The organism is Ferroplasma sp., from assembly GCF_031200575.1.
Taxonomy (GTDB): domain Archaea; phylum Thermoplasmatota; class Thermoplasmata; order Thermoplasmatales; family Thermoplasmataceae; genus Ferroplasma.
On the sequence record NZ_CP133597.1, the window covers coordinates 1,751,528 to 1,771,708 of the forward strand.

General features: G+C 38.9%; 18 protein-coding genes. 11 read left to right on the top strand and 7 right to left on the bottom strand.

Features of this window, described 5'->3' with window-relative positions:
- Positions 1-203: 203 nt before the first annotated feature.
- From RE471_RS09265 to leuS, 4 genes are all read left to right on the top strand, one after another.
- Positions 204-1,742 carry a hypothetical protein gene (locus RE471_RS09265; RefSeq protein ID WP_309214583.1) on the top strand — a complete coding sequence of 513 codons (1,539 nt, stop codon included), beginning with the start codon at positions 204-206 and terminating at the stop codon, positions 1,740-1,742.
- Positions 1,717-3,234 (top strand): hypothetical protein, encoded by a 1,518-nt coding sequence (locus tag RE471_RS09270; RefSeq protein ID WP_309214584.1) that lies wholly within the window; start codon positions 1,717-1,719, stop codon positions 3,232-3,234. The genes RE471_RS09265 and RE471_RS09270 overlap by 26 nt, the downstream gene beginning before the upstream one ends.
- A 75-nt stretch (positions 3,235-3,309) precedes the next feature.
- Positions 3,310-3,849, top strand: coding sequence for a pyruvoyl-dependent arginine decarboxylase (locus RE471_RS09275; protein WP_309214585.1), 540 nt, complete (start codon positions 3,310-3,312; stop codon positions 3,847-3,849).
- Complete coding sequence (leuS, locus tag RE471_RS09280) at positions 3,850-6,558, top strand: leucine--tRNA ligase (protein ID WP_309214586.1); 2,709 nt, start codon at positions 3,850-3,852, stop codon at positions 6,556-6,558.
- Here leuS and RE471_RS09285 read toward each other — a convergent pair whose 3' ends face one another.
- The 4 genes from RE471_RS09285 to RE471_RS09300 all read right to left on the bottom strand — a co-directional run bounded on the left by RE471_RS09285 (position 6,559) and on the right by RE471_RS09300 (position 10,658).
- The gene (locus tag RE471_RS09285; protein WP_309214588.1) at positions 6,559-6,960 is read right to left on the bottom strand and encodes an archease; all 402 of its coding nucleotides are present in this window, start codon (positions 6,958-6,960) and stop codon (positions 6,559-6,561) included.
- A gap of 51 nt (positions 6,961-7,011) precedes the next feature.
- Positions 7,012-8,838: a tetraether lipid synthase Tes gene (tes, locus tag RE471_RS09290; protein ID WP_309214589.1), complete on the bottom strand. Its 1,827-nt coding sequence runs from the start codon at positions 8,836-8,838 to the stop codon at positions 7,012-7,014.
- A 195-nt stretch (positions 8,839-9,033) separates the two neighbouring features.
- Complete coding sequence (locus RE471_RS09295) at positions 9,034-9,852, bottom strand: hypothetical protein (RefSeq protein WP_309214590.1); 819 nt, start codon at positions 9,850-9,852, stop codon at positions 9,034-9,036.
- Between the two features lie 86 nt (positions 9,853-9,938).
- The gene (locus tag RE471_RS09300; protein ID WP_309214591.1) at positions 9,939-10,658 is read right to left on the bottom strand and encodes a hypothetical protein; all 720 of its coding nucleotides are present in this window, start codon (positions 10,656-10,658) and stop codon (positions 9,939-9,941) included.
- A 379-nt stretch (positions 10,659-11,037) separates the two neighbouring features.
- Here RE471_RS09300 and RE471_RS09305 point away from each other — a divergent pair, with 379 nt between their 5' ends.
- The 6 genes from RE471_RS09305 (at position 11,038) to hsp14 (ending at position 15,917) form a co-directional block, all read left to right on the top strand.
- Positions 11,038-11,358: a winged helix-turn-helix domain-containing protein gene (locus tag RE471_RS09305; RefSeq protein ID WP_309214592.1), complete on the top strand. Its 321-nt coding sequence runs from the start codon at positions 11,038-11,040 to the stop codon at positions 11,356-11,358.
- A gap of 131 nt (positions 11,359-11,489) precedes the next feature.
- Positions 11,490-12,296, top strand: a complete 807-nt coding sequence (locus RE471_RS09310) for a glycerophosphodiester phosphodiesterase (protein WP_309214593.1) — start codon at positions 11,490-11,492, stop codon at positions 12,294-12,296.
- Positions 12,297-12,376: 80 nt separating this feature from the next.
- A complete protein-coding gene (locus RE471_RS09315) occupies positions 12,377-14,080 on the top strand; it encodes a methylmalonyl-CoA mutase family protein (protein ID WP_309214594.1) in 1,704 nt (567 codons plus the stop codon).
- Positions 14,031-14,498, top strand: a complete 468-nt coding sequence (locus RE471_RS09320; RefSeq protein WP_375379259.1) for a cobalamin B12-binding domain-containing protein — start codon at positions 14,031-14,033, stop codon at positions 14,496-14,498. Before RE471_RS09315 ends, RE471_RS09320 begins: the two co-directional genes overlap by 50 nt.
- A complete protein-coding gene (locus RE471_RS09325; RefSeq protein ID WP_309214596.1) occupies positions 14,488-15,408 on the top strand; it encodes a methylmalonyl Co-A mutase-associated GTPase MeaB in 921 nt (306 codons plus the stop codon). The genes RE471_RS09320 and RE471_RS09325 overlap by 11 nt, the downstream gene beginning before the upstream one ends.
- Positions 15,409-15,536: 128 nt before the next feature.
- Positions 15,537-15,917 (top strand): archaeal heat shock protein Hsp14, encoded by a 381-nt coding sequence (gene hsp14 / locus RE471_RS09330; RefSeq protein WP_309214597.1) that lies wholly within the window; start codon positions 15,537-15,539, stop codon positions 15,915-15,917.
- Positions 15,918-15,958: 41 nt separating this feature from the next.
- On the opposite strand, the gene RE471_RS09335 is transcribed toward hsp14, so the two are convergent.
- Positions 15,959-17,485 (bottom strand): AarF/ABC1/UbiB kinase family protein, encoded by a 1,527-nt coding sequence (locus RE471_RS09335; protein ID WP_309214598.1) that lies wholly within the window; start codon positions 17,483-17,485, stop codon positions 15,959-15,961.
- Between the two features lie 334 nt (positions 17,486-17,819).
- On the opposite strand from RE471_RS09335, the gene rpe reads away from it, so the two are divergent.
- Positions 17,820-18,470 carry a ribulose-phosphate 3-epimerase gene (gene rpe, locus RE471_RS09340; RefSeq protein ID WP_309214599.1) on the top strand — a complete coding sequence of 217 codons (651 nt, stop codon included), beginning with the start codon at positions 17,820-17,822 and terminating at the stop codon, positions 18,468-18,470.
- Here rpe and RE471_RS09345 read toward each other — a convergent pair.
- Both RE471_RS09345 and RE471_RS09350 read right to left on the bottom strand, forming a co-directional pair.
- On the bottom strand, positions 18,465-19,418 hold the full coding sequence (locus tag RE471_RS09345; RefSeq protein ID WP_309214600.1) for an alcohol dehydrogenase catalytic domain-containing protein: 954 nt from the start codon (positions 19,416-19,418) through the stop codon (positions 18,465-18,467). The genes rpe and RE471_RS09345 overlap by 6 nt on opposite strands.
- A gap of 55 nt (positions 19,419-19,473) precedes the next feature.
- The gene (locus RE471_RS09350) at positions 19,474-20,163 is read right to left on the bottom strand and encodes a tetratricopeptide repeat protein (RefSeq protein WP_309214601.1); all 690 of its coding nucleotides are present in this window, start codon (positions 20,161-20,163) and stop codon (positions 19,474-19,476) included.
- Between the last annotated feature and the right edge of the window lie 18 nt (positions 20,164-20,181).

Here is a 20,181-nt window from a genome sequence, read left to right on the forward strand (position 1 = left end):
AAATCCCATTACAAGATGATAATTGCGATTATAATTGTTGTGATATTAGTCTCTAGCATGGCAATTTACTTCTATCCACAAATTTCCACTGATCTAATAATGAAATGTTTATATTGAAAATAGCATTATAATCTATGTGGATGGAGTTCCACTCAATGCCTCTGTGCTGATAACTCCTGATAGAAACCGAATGGAGTGGTACTGTGGAGTTTGAAAGTATAATTTACAGGGGCAATGTGGCAAAAACCGTAATGGAAAGGGAAAAAGATATTTTTAGGGATCTGGCCCTGGATGAAATTTTTGCCGCAATAAATGGACACGTACATGATAATGAAAGTGAATCTTTGCTTTACATGCCCCTGAAATCTGAACAGGATATAAAATACAGGCAGGAAGTGTTTCAGGATCTGAAGGAGATAGACATAAGCAGGGGAATAGAGTCTTTCTCCAGGGATGCAGAAATACTGCGATATAATATGAAAAAATTGAAGGAAGTAGATTCAGTGCAGAGAAATAGGATATTTCTTGATTCCGCATATCTGTATTGCAATTCTATTATTTCCCTTCTTAATTGCCTTGACAGTAATACCGTAAAATCCCGTGGACTGAATGACTTAAGAGATTACCTTAAATCATACAGTAAATCTGAAGAATTCAGAACGCTGGCATCTGAATCAAAAGGAGTGGAAAGTGCGATGGAGTCCCTAAGGTATATGATTACAATAAAGGGCACAAGGATAACTGTCAGGAGAAGCATTGAATCAGAGGATTTTGGTGCCGAGATAGTAAAATACTTTGACCATTTTCTTGATGGTGAACAGCTGGAATTGAAGGAATATTATTCATACAGCACCGGCCATATGGAGGCATCATTGGTTGAAATGGCATCAAGGCTTTACCCAGATCAGTTCTTGCAGATGGAATCGTTCTATGAGAAACACCAGAATTTCATCAATCCGGTAATCGAAAGGCTTATGCGTGAGATAAAATTTTATACAGCATACATAATTTACATGAAACGTTTCATTGACAGCGGATTGGATTTTTGCATCCCAGAAATTGTATCCTCCGGTGATGTTTTTTATTCAAGGGATTCCTATGACCTCGCACTTGCAGGTAAACTTCTTGATAGGGGAATATTACCTGTGACAAACGGCTTTTGCCTTAAAGGTGGATCAAAAATTATACTTGTGACAGGGCCTAACAATGGGGGAAAGACCACTTTTGCCAGAACCTTTGGGCAGATACACTATCTTGCATCTCTTGGCTTTCCAGTGCCAGGAAGCAGTGCAAGGCTCCAGGCCCCGGACAAAATATATACACATTTTGAAAGGGCAGAGACCATTGAAAATCCAGTTGGCAGGCTCGAGGAGGAGTTGAGGAGGATCCATACAATAGTTGAAAGTGCAACGTGCAGAAGCATTGTAATTATAAATGAAATGCTTAGTTCAGCGACTTTAAGAGATGGAATAGAGATAGGAAAGAAAATTATTGAAAAAATAAAGGAAATCGGGTGCATTGCGGTTTACGTTACATTCATCCATGAACTTGCTTCAATAGAGGGAATAGAAAGCTATGTTGCACAGGTTGATAATAAAGACCCTGGAAAAAGAACGTATAAAATCATTGAACAGGCATCAAACGGGATGGCCTATGCACATGCACTGGCTGAAAAATACAGGCTGTCCTACGAAGACTTAAGAAGGAGGATTAGCAATGAAAACATATCTGAGCAGCATTAATGGAAAGAGGAGGGTCAATGATCTGAAATGGAACTCCGATGCACTTATAAATGACCTTGGATTGAAACCAGTATTCAGCGCAATGTCAGAAGGCAATAATTTTCTTACGAAAAATTCCATGGAGTTTGTTCTAACCGGATGTAATTCCATAGAAGAAATACTCTACAGGCAGGAAATATTGAGGGATTTTATTGCCAACAGGGGACTTGCCGGGGAGTTATATAGAAATGCCGTGGAATTTACAGAGTACGCAAAGAAGCAGATCTTCTGGTTCAGCAACAATGAGTCGCTTTCAATAGAAGTATCGGTTGATATACTCCGTAAATTTATTATCCATGCGTCAAGGTTAAGGGCAGTGCTCTCTGAATCCAAGAACAGTTTCAATTCAATAGGGCTGAAGAAATTCTACAGTGTAATCTCTCAGGACTTCGGGCCGGAGTATCTTGATAGGGCACTGGAATACTTAGAAAAATTGAATTTTCATGATGGTGTGACTCTGAGCATGGCACTGGGGCCAGGAAATTCCGGAAGGGATTATATTCTGCATGAGCCCGATAATTCCATATCAGTGAAGAAAACCATGAAGGGTGTGCTGGAAAGGCATTTCACATACACGCTGCATGAGAGGGACATTGGAGGGGCAGAAGAAATTAAGGGTATAAAAAGCCGCGGAATGGGAAAGGTTGCCGCAGTACTTAGAATTGCTGCAAAAAATGTAATGGAATTTTATGATGACATAAAAAGAGAGGCAGGATTTTATCTTGCGGCAATTAATCTGATGGAAAATATTGAAAAAAGAAAAGCTAAAATATGCTTTCCAGAACCATGCCATAATAAGTGCATGTCCTTTACTGGCCTGTATGACCTGGGCTTGCTTCTGAGCACTGGAGCTGCAGTCGTGCCCAATAATATGGAATCATTGGATACAGGATTATTCATAATCACGGGAACTAACCGTGGTGGGAAGTCAACATTCCTGAGAAGCATCGGGCAGGCACAGATACTCATGCAGGCCGGTATTTTCGTACCATCTGAATATTACGGGGCTAATATAGTTTCTGGGATTTATACCCATTTCAAAAGCGGGGAGGACAGAAACCTGAACAGGGGGAAATTTGAGGATGAGCTTTCAAAGATGGATGAAATAGTGAAGCATCTGACCAGGAATGGCATGGTGCTTTTCAATGAGTCTTTCTCCTCAACGAATACCAGGGAGGGATCTGAAATAGCCCTGGATATCACAAGGGCACTTCTTGAAAATGGCATAATGGTATTTTTTGTATCGCATTTATATGAATTTGCATCTGCAGTTGCCAGTGACATTAGGGAAAAATCTTTATTTCTTGTTGCCGAAAGGACAGAAGATGGAAAACATACGTACAGGATAATTCGGGGCAAGCCCCAGGAAACAGGCCATGGAATGGACCTTTACAGGAAAATTTTTGTGGAACAGAATGCAAACACAGGCAATTTACAGGGCCGAAATGAGTGATGAGGAAACACAATTAATTCTGTAGCAGCCGTAAAAATTAAGATAAATATTTTAAATAATTAATAATACACCCCTATGTTACTTCCAAAGAAGATATTTTTCACCAGGGGCATAGGTCGCGGAGAGACACAGCTGCAATCATTCGAAAATGCATTGAGAGATGCTGACATCGCTGCATATAACCTGGTCAGTGTCAGTTCAATCCTTCCGCCATATGCTGAAATAGTCGATAAATCTGAGGGCATAAAGCTCCTTTCCTACGGCCAGATTTTATTTACAGTACTTGCAAGGAATTCATCCAATGAGCTTAACAGGATGATATCTTCTGCTATCGGCGTGGCAGTGCCATCTGACAGGAGCAAATGGGGGTACTTAAGTGAGCACCATACATTCGGCCAGACGGAAAACGATTCTGGGCATTTTGCTGAAAAACTTGCTGCTGAAATGCTGGCAAGCACAATGGGGCTGGATGACCATCTCAAATGGGAAGAAAGGAAAAATGAGTATGTTCTGGATGATAAGATACTTACAACAAAAAATATCGCAGCGACGACAGTGGTGCTGAAGCCCGATGAATGGGCAACAGTCATAGCCGCTGCAGTCCTAGTGGTTTAGATGGAACGAAGCATAGAGGAAAAATGGCGTGACCGCTGGGCAGAAAGCCATATTTTCGAGCCGGTTGCAGACAGCACAAGGGAGAAATTTTTTGTAACTGTGCCCTGGCCATATACAAATGGCTCACTGCATGTGGGCCATGGGAGAACGTATACGCTGGGAGACATAGTTGCACGCTACAAAAGGCTAACTGGTTACAATGTCCTCTTTCCCATGGGATTCCATGAAAGTGGGACGCCAATCCTGGCATTCTCGGAGAGGTTGAGAAATGGTGATAAGGATACCATTAGGCTTTACAGAAGTTATCTATCCGAATATGAAAAACCGGAGGACATAGATGGAATACTGGCATCATTCAGGGAGCCACAGAATATAGCAGATTACTTTTCCAGGGTAATAATAAAGGATTTCATGGACCTCGGTTATTCCATAGACTGGAGCAGGAAGTTTACATCCGCTGATCCATTTTACCAGGAAGTTGTAAAGTGGCAGTTCAACCAGCTGAATGGGATGGGACTTATTAAAAGAGGGAGCTACCCCATACTTTACAGCATGAAGGATGAAAATGCAGTTGGGGAGGATGATATCAAGGATGGTGATACTGACAAGGTAAGCATCGAAGAATTTACCGGTGTACTGTTCAGGGGTGAAAAATATTCCCTTATGGCGGCATCCCTGAGACCTGAAACAATATTCGGTGTAACAAATCTATGGATAAGCCCATCTGCAGAATATGGAATGGTCAGGTACCGTGAAGAGAATGTAGTGATGTCCAGCAGTGGATGCAAAAAATTCTCGATGCAGCATGAGGATGTTCAGTACGTTAGGGATATCTCCTCTGATGAGATAGCAGCATCTGAATTCCAGGTACCATTCAGCAGTGAAAAGGTCGGGGTTTTAAAGGCCGAATTTGTTGACCCGGATAATGGAACCGGCATTGTGTATTCTGTGCCAGGGCACTCTATTTTTGATTATATTTACTACAGGAAGGAGGGCATAAAGAATAACTTAAAGAAAGTTGTGAAAGTTGATAGGAACGTATCAGTAGAATCACTGGTTCAAAAGTATGACCTTGAAAATAACAGTGAAAGGCTCAAGGATGCAACACAGGAACTTTATAAGGAAGAGTTTTACAACGGTACATTAATCAATTCCGGCAAATACAGTGGCATGTCTGTTGAAGCCGGAAGGGAGGCAATAAGGAAGGAAATGCTGGAAAGAAACATTGCATACATATTTTATGAGACGACAAGAAAGGCAGTAACAAGGTCAGGATCAGAAGTTATAGTTGCAGTGCTAAATGACCAATGGTTTATTGATTATTCCCCAGAATGGCTAAAAGAAAAAGCACACCTACTTGTAAATTCAATGAAATTCTATCCTGAACTTTACAGAAAGCTGATGAACGATGCTGTTGACTGGCTAAAGGAAAGGCCATGCGCCAGAAGAAGAGGCATAGGAACCAGGCTACCCTTTGATGAAAGATGGGTTATAGAATCGCTTTCAGATTCCACAATATACATGCTCGCCTATACCAATAAAACTGAGCTCGAAAATATATACGCACATCTTAAAAAAATTCCCTACGGGATACTTGATTATATACTTCTGGGTAAGGAAGTAACAGAAGAATACGATGAATATACCATGGAGAATGCAAGAAAAGCCAGGGATGAATTCAGATACTGGTACGGCAACGATTTGAGGATAACAGCACCGCCACACATATCTAACCACCTGGCCTTCTATATAATGAATCATGCAGCCATTTTCAAGGGGAAGGAGCTACCTGGGGGACTGATGATATCGGGACTCGTCATATCAAATGGTGCTAAGATATCAAAAAGCAAGGGAAATGTAATATCTCTCCTGGAGATAATAAATCATTATTCTGCCGATATATACAGACTTTTCATGGCAGCAGGGGCCGATATTTCATCACTTCTTGACTGGAATGAAAAAGATCTTTCTTCTGTAATAAAAAGGTATTCATATTTTACTGACATTCTTGATGCCTATTCTCCAGGAGATGATGATGGTAATTATATTTATTCATGGTTCAAATCCGCATTTTACAGGAATTTAAAAACATATATTGCTGACATGGAGTCAATGAACATTAGAGATTCATATATAGCGATATTTTACAATGTCATGAACGATCTCAAGAATGTTGAAAACCACGGAGGCAATATCAATACTGCCATGAAACCTGTCCTTGCGGACTGGTTAAAAGCCCTTTCTCCAATAATACCCTTCGCCGCTGAAGAGTACTGGCACAGGCATATAGACAACAATAGTTTTGTCAGTGCGCAGAGGCTGGATATGAACATAGATGACAGAATAGATTACAGTGTTTTAAAATCTGAAAACTATCTTAACAGAGTAATATCAGACATAAGGGAAATCCTCAAAATTATTCATATTGATGCTAAAAAGGCTACTATCACAGTTTATGGGCAGAAACAGAAAATATTCCTTGAGGAGTATCCTAATGGAAATCTGGATAGAGAATACCGCACCATGATAGGCGATTACATGAAAAACAAAAACAGGATTGATATAGAGATGATTGATGAATACAATATAATAGAGGCAAATAGAAAATACCTCGAGTCTTCACTCAAGCTTGATATTACTGTCGTAAAATCTGACAGCATACAGAAGAAAAACCCATGGCCTGGGAGGCCCCTCATAGAGATCAGCTAATCAGATATCGAATACAACAATGGCAAACCCATGTTCCGGGTTAACCTTGAGATCATAGTATGTGGCTGCCTTTATAACATTTCTGTACTCTGCATTATCTGGAATGCTGGACCCAAATATGCCGCCTTGAAGTCGGTTTTCTGTAAAATCTAATTTTGAACTGAAATATATAACATTCTCATATTCCATATAAAATAGGATGTCATTGAGTAAATTCACCAGTATGTTGTCAGGAGTATTTTTTTCAATTTCAATGGTCTTATTAAAATCAGGTCTCAGAAGCTTTCTATCCACTATTAAATCTGAGATTGTTATTACAGAATTCTGAAAAATTGCAGTATAGGAATTTCCATATATTTTAACCTTAAGATCTGCAGTATGATCCAGTATATCATAAATCATAACATAGAATAACAAATAAATATAAAATACAATACTAAAAAATTATAGGATTTATTGATCCGGGTTTACGGATGAAATCATTGGGATTTCGTCCTTGTCCAGGTCAAGTCCTATTTCCTTGGAGGTAAGATTTCTTCCAAGGCTTCTCTCATAGAATCTTATGATTCTCTTCTTTTCCTCCACGGTGTATTTCCTGAAATATTTGTCCTTTTTCAGGTCAAATCCGGTTTTCTCCTCATACACATTTGCAGGTATAGAATACTTTCTCTGTGTTGAATCCCTGTAAAGCTCCGGTATCACATTGAATGCACAGAAAGGTATTACCCTTCCATCTGGCATCGCATAGTGTATATCGCATCTCTCCACACGGTCCACATCGTATGTATACGGATCCTGGAAATGCATGAACCCTACAAACAGAGACTTGTAATGGAAAGCTTTCAGTCCGTGGTAATCTCCCTCTGTGAATGCATTATATACCATATCTTTCAGCTTGAATCCCTCAGGTGCCTTGCTGTAATCCACGAATTTCTTCAGGTGTAACAGAAGTTTTGTAACGGATTCTACCTTCTTTGGTGCCTGCCATTTTGCGTATTTTATGTCGTCTCCAAGCTCTGAGAGGTATTCAAACATTCCCTTGACATCAACAAACCTTGTTACAGGTATGATCTTGTCATTATCAACGAATATGTATGTTCCCATTCCACATGCAAAGTGTATGGATAATTTGTATGTTGGATGGCCTTTAAGTGCAGCCACGAAGTTGGATACATCTGTTGTTGCCGGCACGGTAAAGAAGTCCTCCCTTCCTATTGCACCATCAAGCTGCTGCTCGATCTTCTTTATTGCTCCAGGGATTGTTATTCTCTGCCTTGCCCTTGCACGGTCTGACATCCTTCCCACAAGGCTTACTGGCTGGAAATTGAGTCCCCTTACAACGTCCATATTGGATTTTGCAAACTTTATCATATCTCCAAGGTACATATCGTTTATCCCACCTATAACAGTGGGCACAAGTACAACACCCATTGGTGCCTGCTTGTAATGCTCCAGTGCCATGGGTATTTCCCAGAAGTTCTTGGGGTTTGATCTTGGTGTCGGCCCATCAAAACTTGTATAAACAACGTTAGATCCTGCATCCCTTGCCCTCTTGACAAAGTCAGGGTCATATGCTGCCCTTACACTGTTCGTGTTCATCTGGACGTGTTCATAGCCTTCTTCCCTTGCGATTCTTATTACATCTATAATATCATCCCTAAGGGTTGGCTCTCCACCTGTTATCTGCACTGCGTTGGCTCCAACTGGTTTCTCGTTTCTCATTCTTCTGAGCATTAATCTTATCTGATCCAGAGACGGCTCATATATGGGCTCGTTTTCCTTTGCATAGAAGAAGCAGTACCAGCATGATAGATCGCACCTGTTGGTTATAACAACGTTTCCAAGTCCTGTATGGGATTTGTGCTTTACACAGAGACCACAGTGAGTGGGGCATACAATTTTATCTGCATATACTGCAACATTGGGATTTAATATTTTTGTGCCTTCCTTGTCCTGGAATTTTTTTGCCTCCTCATACATATCGTAGTCTTCCCAGTACTTTTCCTTTGTTATACCATGTTCAGCGCATTCTTTGATAAGGTCAACTTCTCCCCCTTCCTCATACACGATTGCGGGAATTCTCATCTGATCGAATTTCTCCTCATCTGCACATAGTGGGCATAAGCTTTCTGTTACTCTTAAAACAAGCATATCGTCTGTAATTAAATGGCCCATACTTTTCAAGAATTCATCTACAGTCTTGAAAGGCGCGTTTCTACTTATCTCAAAGTCATTCGCCAGTCTGACCTCGGATTTATTTCTTTCTTCTGTCAATACCATCTTAATTCACCTAATTAACTAATCATGTTAAGCATATAGAATAATATATATGTTTTGTCTTTTTTCTTGCTAATAATGCAAAACACTAATTAGTGGTAATAATTACAAAATATGCCTTTATATATAAGAAAAACAAATATTCAGGGTTGTTTTATCTTACAGGACTAATTTATACAGAAAATTTATAATGTAAAATTAATATTTTTTATTCTGTATTTTGATTTCCTTTAATAACTGATTGTACATATAATCTATATTAGAGGCTGTATGGACAGTTATACCTTTATCGGACAGATAATTTTTAAGCTGTTCCCTGGATATTATATCATTTGAATTTCCTATTTTTTCCTTGATTACAGCAGGAATTAATTTCATCAGTTTCTGCCTTTCAACAGATTTCATATTTTTTTCTATCTTTTTGCGGGCTTCCCTGTTAACACGATCGATTTTCAGCTTTAATTCCTGGTCAATTGGAAAATCAAAGTTTATTCCCTTATCCATCCAGAAGTTTTTTATGTTGCTGTCTATTTCACCATTTTCTAAGTCCATAACCTCATTGTCAAAATACTGTAACATATCCTGTATAAGTGAGTCTATGGATTTCTCATTCACCTCCCTGGTGAGGGGCAGAACCTTCTTATCATCGTTCTCTTCCAGTAGATCATCGATATTGAAAGTATTTAATTCAGAGAACCAGTCTGCTTCCTCATGATATTTGTAACCCACATCGTTTGATATATACATAATATCAATTTCTGCAATCTTTCCCCGGTACTTCTTGCAATCTATGGAAGAGCAATCCATATCCTCATCTTCAAATCTTTTTATGGAAATCACAATGGATTTAATTCCGCTTTCCTCTGCATTCCTCAGGAATTTTGCGGCTCCCCCCATGCGTTTATCCCACTCAAAGCTTATCACTATATCCACATCTGTGGAATAATATATAGAAATGTCATTCCTTTTGGAATATTTTACAATGCTGTCCCACAGTAATTCCATTTTGTCTTTCATATTAGACCACAATACAGATAATTAAGATAAAACTCATATAAAAGGATTTTTAATATTATTTTTTATGCCATTAAATATATAATATTTTAAGATGTACTTTCTAGACCATATTTCCTGTAGAAATCCCGTAAGGCACCTGATTTTATGGTATCAAAAACCTTTTTTGATTCTATGTCTGAGTTTTCTGTTAAAACCCAGGAAAATTTTTTTCCATTTTTATCAAGAATGCAATAATTAAATTTCCAGTATTTCGCCTCGCTCTCCCACAGAATTCCATAATTGGCCTGCCCGGATAAAATTCTCTGGGGTATTTCCCTGTGGTGTAGATCGCATATTATGGCCTCCCCCTTAAGGTCCCCATAATAGCCACATTGTTTTTCATAATATTTTTTAAACACCATCCCTATAGATGATAACTGGGGATTAGGTATTGCAAGACCTTTTCTGTCGATTTCACATAGTTCCGGTTTATTGCCCTTACCGGACCATGCAATGCACATACGATCCTGAAAAGCTGGAAATCTGTCACTCATATTCATCCTGCGGATTAATTCGTTATCAATGCAGATTATATGTGGAACACCGGCTATTTGCAGGTTCCCAAGAGAAATTGGAACGCCATTTGCCCTTTTCCTCACAAGTACTGAGGGCAGTGTTTCGACGTAGATCTTGATCCCTGCAGAGGAAAAATATGAGATGATTTGAGGTACTATAAACCACTGGCTCCCTGATACAGAGATTTTGACTCCGTCAGTATATCCAAAAAAATCAGAAACAATATCAAATCCCGGAGATGCAAATTTCATAGGCAATGATATTATAGATATATAAATATGTTATTTGTGTCATGATATTATGGAATATGACAAATATGAAAATGTATACTTCAATTTATTGCCTTTTGATTTTGTTACTGAATTTTCAAGATTTAATAATATCGTGATAAATAATAAAAAATTTAAGTTTATACGAAGTTGCGATTACATATTCATTCTTTGTATCAGTTTTGTTGGTTTTCGACTTAAATATACAAGAGCCGTTAAGATAATAGATAAATTTTGAAATCTTTTGAGTGAATTATGAAATCTTACAAAATATACATAATTTCGTTTTTTTTTGATTTATTCTACAAAAATAATAACGTATTTATAAGTTAAATGTATATACGAATTGTAGGGTGAAAGTATGGTACAGAATAAATTACAGACTGTCAATTCAGTTGAAAGTGATGAAGAAAAGAATGTGGTAGTTAGAACATACATGGGCAGGCCTTCCAAATTGCACGAGAACCAGATGTGCATACTGAAAAACTGCATAGAAGATAAAAAAGTTTGCACCGTACGTGAAATCCAGAAATATATAGAAGATGAGTTTGACGTTACATATTCATCAAAGGAAGTCAGGGAAATTCTCAGGAAATTTAACCTTAATTATTATCCATTATTGAGAAAATATACATATGCCAGCTACTATAATGAGAAAATTATTAAAAAATTTGATTTTTAATTATTTCCATATTTGATTTTTATCTGGAATTATACCGGTAATGGCAGATCTTACAATCCGAACGGAATTTCAGACCTTTATATTCTTGCATATTACTTTGTATAAAAAGCACAGAGTCCCATGGTTATTGCATGGTAGGATCAGTGCAGGCAATATTCTTATTAGGTTGTGATAAATTAATGGCAATGGATATATATAACTATATAAAATCAAATTTCACCGCAGTAGGCCACAGAGGGCTGCCATCAAAATATATGGAAAATACCATGGAGTCTTTTGAAAATGCATTTAAATTCACAAACATTGTTGAACTTGACGTTCATCTTAGCAGCGATAATGAAGTATTTATAATACATGACTTTAATCTGGAAAGGCTTGCGTCACTTAATAAAGAAATAGAAAGCATGAATTCCAGAGAAATCTATGATATTAGGGTTGGAAATCAAAAAATTCCAAGATTAAAGGATCTTTTAAGAGAACACAGGGACAGATATTTTCTTGTGGAATTAAAAACAGTGCATGACGATGGCTATATTATCAAGAATGAGCTGCCAATGCGCACCCTTGATGTAATAAAGGAAACCGGAATGAGGGACCATGTATGCATTATTTCTTTTGACCCATATGCAATCAAACAAGCGAGGGAATTGAATAGCACTATTATGCTGGGACTTGATTACGATAGCCATTCAGAAAAATATATGGGAAAGATAGATTGCAGGGACCTGGAGTCCATGGATGTATCACTTTATCTGCCGGAATTCAAGGAAGAGTATATTGAGAAATTTATAAAAATCCATGAGGCAGGTTATTCCGTTTTGCCATGGACAGTTGATGAACCTGAGGATGCATATAAGATATGCAATGCAGGATTAAACGGATTTATTACAAATAGGGTGGATGCTATGCCTGGAAGTTGTGGACATGATAAAAAATAACAATAAATGATTCTGTTACTATCAAAGGGCTATATGTGTCCCATAAGAAAAATATTAATGCTTTTAGCTATTAAGAGAACATGGATAATTTCTGGGATATAAAAGCAAGGGAAATAATGCAATCCTTCACTGAAGATAAAAATTATGAAAAATGGAAGGAGACGGTATTAAATCCGTGGAACAAAAAAACCGGTTATAAGGATAAAACCATGGAAAATTCATCAGCAATGCCCGTAAAGGAGCTTTACACGGCCGGAGACCTTCCCAGAGATGCTTCAGAGAGAATTGGATATCCAGGTGAATACCCGTTTACACGTGGCATATACCCAAATATGTACAGGGGAAGAAACTGGACCATGCGTATGTTTTCAGGTTTCGGAACGCCGGATGATACAAATAAGAGGCTTAAGTATTTAATTGAAAATGGCGAGACAGGTTTGAGTATCGCATTTGATATGCCCACCCTTTATGGTTATGACTGTGACAGCAGCAGGGCAGAGGGTGAGGTAGGCAAATGCGGTGTTAATGTTTCCTCACTTTATGACATGGAGCGAATATTTGATGGCATAGACCTTTCAAAGGTAAGCACATCCATGACAATAAATGCCCCTGCAGCCATACTGACTGCAATGTATTTTGTACTGGCAGAGAAAAAGGGCATTCCATTAGAAAAAATTTCAGGAACAGTACAGGCAGACATACTGAAGGAATACATAGCCCAGAAAGAATGGATGTATCCGCCTGAGACCCACCTTAGGTTGATCAGGGACATGCTTGTATATTCAACAGAACATGTTCCCAAATGGAATTATATAAGTGTTTCAGGATACCACATAAGGGAGGCTGGGTCCAGCGCTGTCCAGGAGCTTGCATTTACACTTGCAGATGGTTTTTATTACATCGAGATGGGCATAAATGCAGGACTGAAAGTGGATGATTTTGCACCGAGAACATCATTTTTCTTCAATTCATCCATTAATTTCTTCGAAGAAATCGCAAAATTCAGGGCAGCAAGGCGCATATGGGCAACTGTGCTTAAGGAAAAATATCACGCAAAAAATCCAAAAAGCATGGCATTGAAATTCCATACACAAACATCCGGTTACACGCTGACATGGCAGCAGCCCCTGAACAACATAGTCAGAACAACAATTGAGGCAATGGCAGCTGTTCTTGGAGGGACTCAGAGCCTGCATACCAATTCCTATGATGAGGCCTGGGCACTTCCAACTGATGACGCAGTAAAGGTTGCGCTCAGGACACAGCAGATAATAGCAGAGGAAACTGGGATAACTGATGTTATTGATCCCCTGGGTGGTTCCTATTATTTGGAGAGGCTGACATGTGAGATGGAGATCGAGGCGTACAAATACTTCTCAGAAATTGAGAAGATGGGCGGAATCCTCGAAGCCGTGAAGTCCGGTTATTTGCAGAAAGAAATAGCTGACACATCCTATAAAAAACAGCTCAAAATAGAAAGGGGAGATGACATAATAGTCGGGGTAAACAAGTATGTCGACAGGGATGAAAAGCCAATAAATACCCTGAAGATTACGGATGTGGCAGAGAAAGGGCAGATAAATAGCCTCGAGAATGTCAAAAAGAACCGCGATCAGTCCAAAGTCTCAAGGTCCCTTGAGGAACTCCATAAAGCAATGGAAGATGATAGGATAAATCTCATGCCATATATAATGGAATGTGTGAGAAATTACTGCACCCTGGAAGAAATATCAAATGTGGGGAGGGAGATATTCGGTGAGTGGAAAGAGCCAAAAATATACTGAAGCACCAATAAAGATTCTGCTGGCTAAACCTGCTATAGATGGACATGACCGTGGCATATTTGTCCTTGCAAAGGCTTTCAGGGATGCCGGTATGGACGTTATCTATGCTGGACTTTTGCCAACACCTGAGGAAGTTGTGGATACCGCGATAAATGAGGATGTAGACGTAATTGCGCTCAGCCTTTTGAATGGAGCCCATATGACCGCGTTCAGAAATGTAATGGAAATACTCAAAAAAAGGGGTGTAAATGATATTGCAGTGGTTGGTGGTGGAATCATCCCCGATGAAGACAAACCTGCCCTTGAGAGGATGGGAATAACTGGAAATTTTGGCCCTGGTACACCCCTGAACATCATAATAGATCATATTAAGGCAAGGGCCAGGGAAATAAGGAAATTGAGAGAAAATGAATACTGAAATGCTGGCTCAGGGCATACTGAATGGAGATTACAGGGCCATGGCCAGATCAATATCCCTAATAGAAAACTCAGGTTATGAGGTAAGAAAGGCCATAATTAAAAGGATATACGGGCATGGCAATGCAAAGGTCATTGGGATCACGGGGCCGCCAGGGGTAGGAAAAAGCACAGCAATAGGGAATCTGGCGCCTTTACTTGCTGACCATGGAAAGGTTGCGGTTCTGGCAATTGACCCTGCAAGCCCCTTCTCGGGAGGTGCCATACTTGGAAACCGCATAAGGATGCAGTCCGCATTGAGCAGGCAGGGGATATATATGAGGAGCACTTCAAACAGGCTTTACAATGGTGGACTCTCAGAATACACGTGGGATATCGTAAAGGTTCTGGAAGCTGCCGGGAATGATTATATAATCCTTGAAACTGTTGGCTCTGGGCAGGCTGATATAGATATTATGAACATAGCTGATGTGACATGCGTATTCCTTGCCCCAGGATTGGGGGATGAGATACAGGCAATAAAATCTGGAATAATGGAAATAGGTGATATCTTTGTGATCAACAAAATAGACAGGGAGGGGTCTTATCTAGCAATCAAGGACATAAAAGAATCCCTTAGCATTAGCAATAAACTGGAAACCCCTGTTATCGGCGTTAATTCACTTACTGGTGATCACTATGAGGAACTGGTGCAGAGCATACTGAAGATGCACAACAGGAATCCACGGGAAAAATATTACAAAAAACTTAAGCTGGTTGTCATGGAGGCTATTTACCATGAATATTCAAATTATGTTGACAGTATAGAATTTGGGGATAAACCCTTAAAGGAAGACCCATATACAATGGCCGAGGAAATCCTTGCAAGGCATGTGGCAAGGCCAGATGGGCTTAAGGGCAGGGAAGTATAGGATGAATATAATGAATAGAAATATAAAGAGAAATAGTGGTGGATTAGGTTTTTTATATTTAACGCCTGAAAAAACTGTATCCTAAATACTAACGTAAACTTTTAGTACTCATGATTTATATTTGAAATATGTACAGACCGTTAAAATATTACTCTGACGAGTTTATGAAAAATATTAACAACAGGGCTAGAGAAATAATGAGCTACATGTACCCGCCGGTTACAGTGTATGAGGACAATGGATACATAGGAATAGATGCAGACCTTCCTGGCTTTGACAGAAATGATATAAAGGTTACAATTGAGAAGAATGCTATTGTAATAAGGGCTGATCGTGAAATCAAGCCAGATGGAACAGTATTCGAAAACCAGAGGCCTGACAAAGTTTTCAAGAGAATGCAACTGCCTCTTGAGGTAGATACCGAACAGGATTTCACAGCAAAATACACCGATGGCGTGCTCTCATTAAGAATACCTGTAAAGAATGTAAAAACAGTAAAAATTGAATGAAATTTTATATCTAAACAAAATTTATTTTTAGAATCTATCGATTATTTCCTTAAGGTTAAAACCATAACTATGATGTCTGCTGCCATTATTATATATGAAACCACTGGATGTATTCTTGAAAATAAAACCATGGCAATAAATACTGCAGATAGAAACACTGTTGCTGGGAGTTTCCTATTTTCCTGGACAGGCATTTCCTGTTCCTCCAGCCTCCTCTTAAGAAGTGGAAGTACATCAAAGCCCTTTTCTATTGATATTACAGCCTTCTGTGCAAATTCGTTCAGTTCTTTCATATACAATTCCTGAAGCATGCCCTCGTTGTAAAGTATATCCCTCAAAACAATCACAAACTTGAAATTCGGGTCCAGCGTTTTGCAGATGCCCTCAAGAAGTGATGACATTCTCATATACAGTACCAGTTCCCTTGGGAGATGGAACGGGAACTCAAAGATTACATTATTTGCTATTGCAAGAAGCTCCCTGATATCCATTTCGTTTACATTTGTACCTGAGAGATTGGCTATGGATAGCTCTATTCCTTTTCGTACTATGCCCCTGTTAGCAGCAGGGGAAAGTGCGTTAAGCTGGATCAGCGAATCCATAATAGTATCAGGATCCTTGTTAATCAGTCCATCGTACAGTTTTAACAGCTTAAATCTGGTATCATCGTCAAGCTTCCCCACCATGCCAAAATCGTAAAGAATAATTCTGCCCTCTGTGGAAATTGATATATTCCCTGGGTGTGGGTCTGCATGGAATATATCATTGCGCAGGAGCATGCGAATGAAAGTTATATCAAGATCATGTGCAAGCTTCGGTAGGTCTATGCCATATTCACTGAGTTTTTTAACATCCGTAACCTTTATTCCCTCAATATATGTAAGTATCAAAACCTGTTTTGAGGCAAACAGAACGTCAGGTATGATTATGTCGTATTTCTTTATATTGGTCCTGATTCTCCTTATGTTATCTGCCTCTATGAGATAGTTTGTTTCATCATATATCCTGGCTGAAAAATCGGAAATGACGTTAGAGATACTTATATACAGAAAGTTATCCATGAATCTCTTGAAAAGGTCCAGTAGTTTTTTGATAATAATCAAATCTCTCCTTAGCACCCTGTCTATGTCGTGCCTGTTAACCTTTACAGCTGCATCAATGCCCCTGTATTTTGCCCTGTAAACCTGTCCCAGGGAAGCCCCAGATATTGCATTCTCATTGAATTCATCAAAAACCTTGTCAAGATTTCCAACATTTTCCTCTATTATTCTGCGGGCATAGGCAAAGTTGTCCGGCGGGACCTTATCCTGAAGGTCTGAAAATGCCTTTAAATATTCTTTCGGCAGGAGATCGGGTCGCGCTGAAAGGACCTGCCCCAGCTTGATAAATGTTGGGCCCAGCTGGATAAATGTGTTCACAGCAATTCTGCCATGCTTTTCTATTCTGTAATCGTATTCCTCCTGCCTTCTGGAACGTTTTCTATCTGAGCTGAATTTAATAAATACGGGCAGAAGCTTAAATAAGTATCTGATTTCTGTAACCTTAATATTTTTAACGTCATCGTTCACCGTTGCAAATTCATAACAGGTTTTTAAGGTTACGGTTTCTTAAAACCACATTAATAACAACCTTTAGGGTATATCATATTTAAAATTCTTCTATGCCTGCACTTCCTTGGGCAAGACCAATACTTCCTCCAGTTTACACAAACTTCATGATTCCCATTATGAAATATTATAGGGTGCATTTATATCTACATGTATAAGAGTCCCATTTGCTGATCTTAATATAAACATCCTTTTTCATAGAAGGGGGAAGCCCAGATATTTAGAGATGGGAGAATGCCACACCTGTTAAAAAAATTTATAAAAAAAAATAAATCCAGGTTCATTATTAGATAACATGAAAAGTACGGAAATATCCCCTTCGATAATTTCAAGCAATCTGCTGGAACTGGGAAATCAGGTAAAAGAATGCCAGAGGGCAGGGGCCGGGTCATTTCACCTGGATGTTATGGACGGACATTTTGTTAATAACATTACAATTGGCCCTGATGTGGTTTCAGCTGTGAGAAGGGCAACTAATCTGCGCCTTGACTGCCATCTAATGATTGAAAGGCCAGACAGGTATTATAAATCCTTCATTGATGCAGGATGTGATGTCCTTCTAATTCATTATGAAACCCCAATTGAAGTAGGCAATTTCCTGAAGAAACTTGAAGATGAAAATATACGCCATGGTATAGTAATTAACCCTGATACCGACATAAAAAAAATTTATAAATTTGTTCCAACATCTGAAATTGTTCTTATTATGTCTGTGTATCCGGGGTTTTCAGGTCAAAAATTTATTGAAAAGTCTCTTGATAAGGTGAGAGAGTTAAGAAAGTTTATAGATGAAAACAATTACAGTGCAAAAATAGAGATAGATGGAGGTATAAACGCGGAAACTGGAAAACTGGCCCGGGAAGCCGGTGCTGAAATACTGGTATCAGCCTCATATATTTTCCATAATAATATTGAGGATAGTATAAAAAAATTGAAGTCCTTATAGGTTAAGGACTATTCTGCCATTGATTCTATCCCTGAATGCATGGAGTGCTTCCTTTATATCCCATAGGCTATATTCCTTATAGACAGGAAGATCAAAATGCCTGGCTTCCATAAGTGATAGCAGTTCTGATAAATCTTTCCTGGTGCCACCTGTGGAGCCTATAATTTTCAATTCGTTTGTGTATATACTAGCTATGTCCGTATCCGCAATTTTTCCTGTGAGAACCCCGTATGTAACTATCCTGCCCTTTCTCTTCAGGTGGTTCATGGAATCACTGAAAAGTTTCCCTCCTAGGGGATTTATTATTATATCTGCACGGAAATCCTCTGGAATTGAATTGAATACAGTTATACCTGAAGATTCAAGCCCCTTGTTTCTGGAGTATACATAAACATGGAGACCCATATACCTTGCTATCTGGACCGTGAATATTCCTGTATTGCCTGCACCATATACAAGTATTTTTTCATTAACAAGTGGGTTTGCAAGTTTCAATGCCCTGTAGGATGTTAGTGCACCTATGCCCACACTTACCGCAGTATTGTCATCCATGCTGTCAGGGACCCTGAACAGGTTCTGTTCTCCGATCCTGATAAATTCTGAATAACCACCGTTAGAAATCACGCCCCATATCCCGCCATTATAGCAAAGATGTTCATTGCCGGAATAACACATATCGCAGCTGCCATCAAAAATTCTGTTATATACGATTACCCTATCGCCCTTCTTCACGTACTTTCCATCTTCCATGGCAATACCCATAACTTCTGAACCAGGTATATGGGGCATGGGATTTACATTATATACAACCTTTCCATCAATGAGATTGTAATCAAGTGGGTTGAGCCCTGCCTTGACAACCTTAATTTTTATGCCATTGCCCTCAAGATTTCTGTCAGCCACATGAATATTCTCTATTCCAGGTTTTGAAAACTCTATAACCTTCATAGCATAATATGAAATAAGGCTATTAAAGTATTATCTAGTTTTTCATATTAAAAAATTATTTTTGGTTCTCAATTTCTGCCTTAAGTGATTTCAATGAGATGTCCTCTGGTGTGGATTTCAGGGCACCGGTTACCACTTCAAGTGCCTTATCCCTTCTGCCCATTAAAAGATATATGTGTGCCTGGTCTATGTAATACTGAGGGTTTCTGGCCAGTTTCAGGCAATCCTCGATGTCGCCAAGTGCATCCTCATATCTTTTCAGCTGAGTAAATATCTGCGACCTTTTATAAAGAAATACCGGGTCTGAGGAATTCAGGTAAACGGCCTTATTATAATCCTCCAGTGCAAGATCATGCTCTCCCATTTTCCAGTAAACATTTCCCCTATTGTAATAATAATCCGGCACATCATCCTCTATTTTTATTGCAGCATCAAACTCATGCATTGCATCTTCCAGCTTATTCATGTCGTCGTATATTGACCCAAGTGTGTTGTGGTAATCTCCACGATCGCTGCTTAGCTCTATAGCCTTCTTGCAGTCCTTAATAGCGTCATTGTACATTCTCATGGAATAATATGCCAGTGCCCTGTTGATATAATAATCCGGGTCTGTCTTTATTAAATTAATTGCCTTTGTAAATTCCTTGACAGCATCTGCGTACTGGGTTACATTGAAATATGATATTCCCCTCTCGTTATAATCGTCTGCTTCATCATCCTTTTTATATACATAATTTCCCGCCATATTATATCGTATATAAAA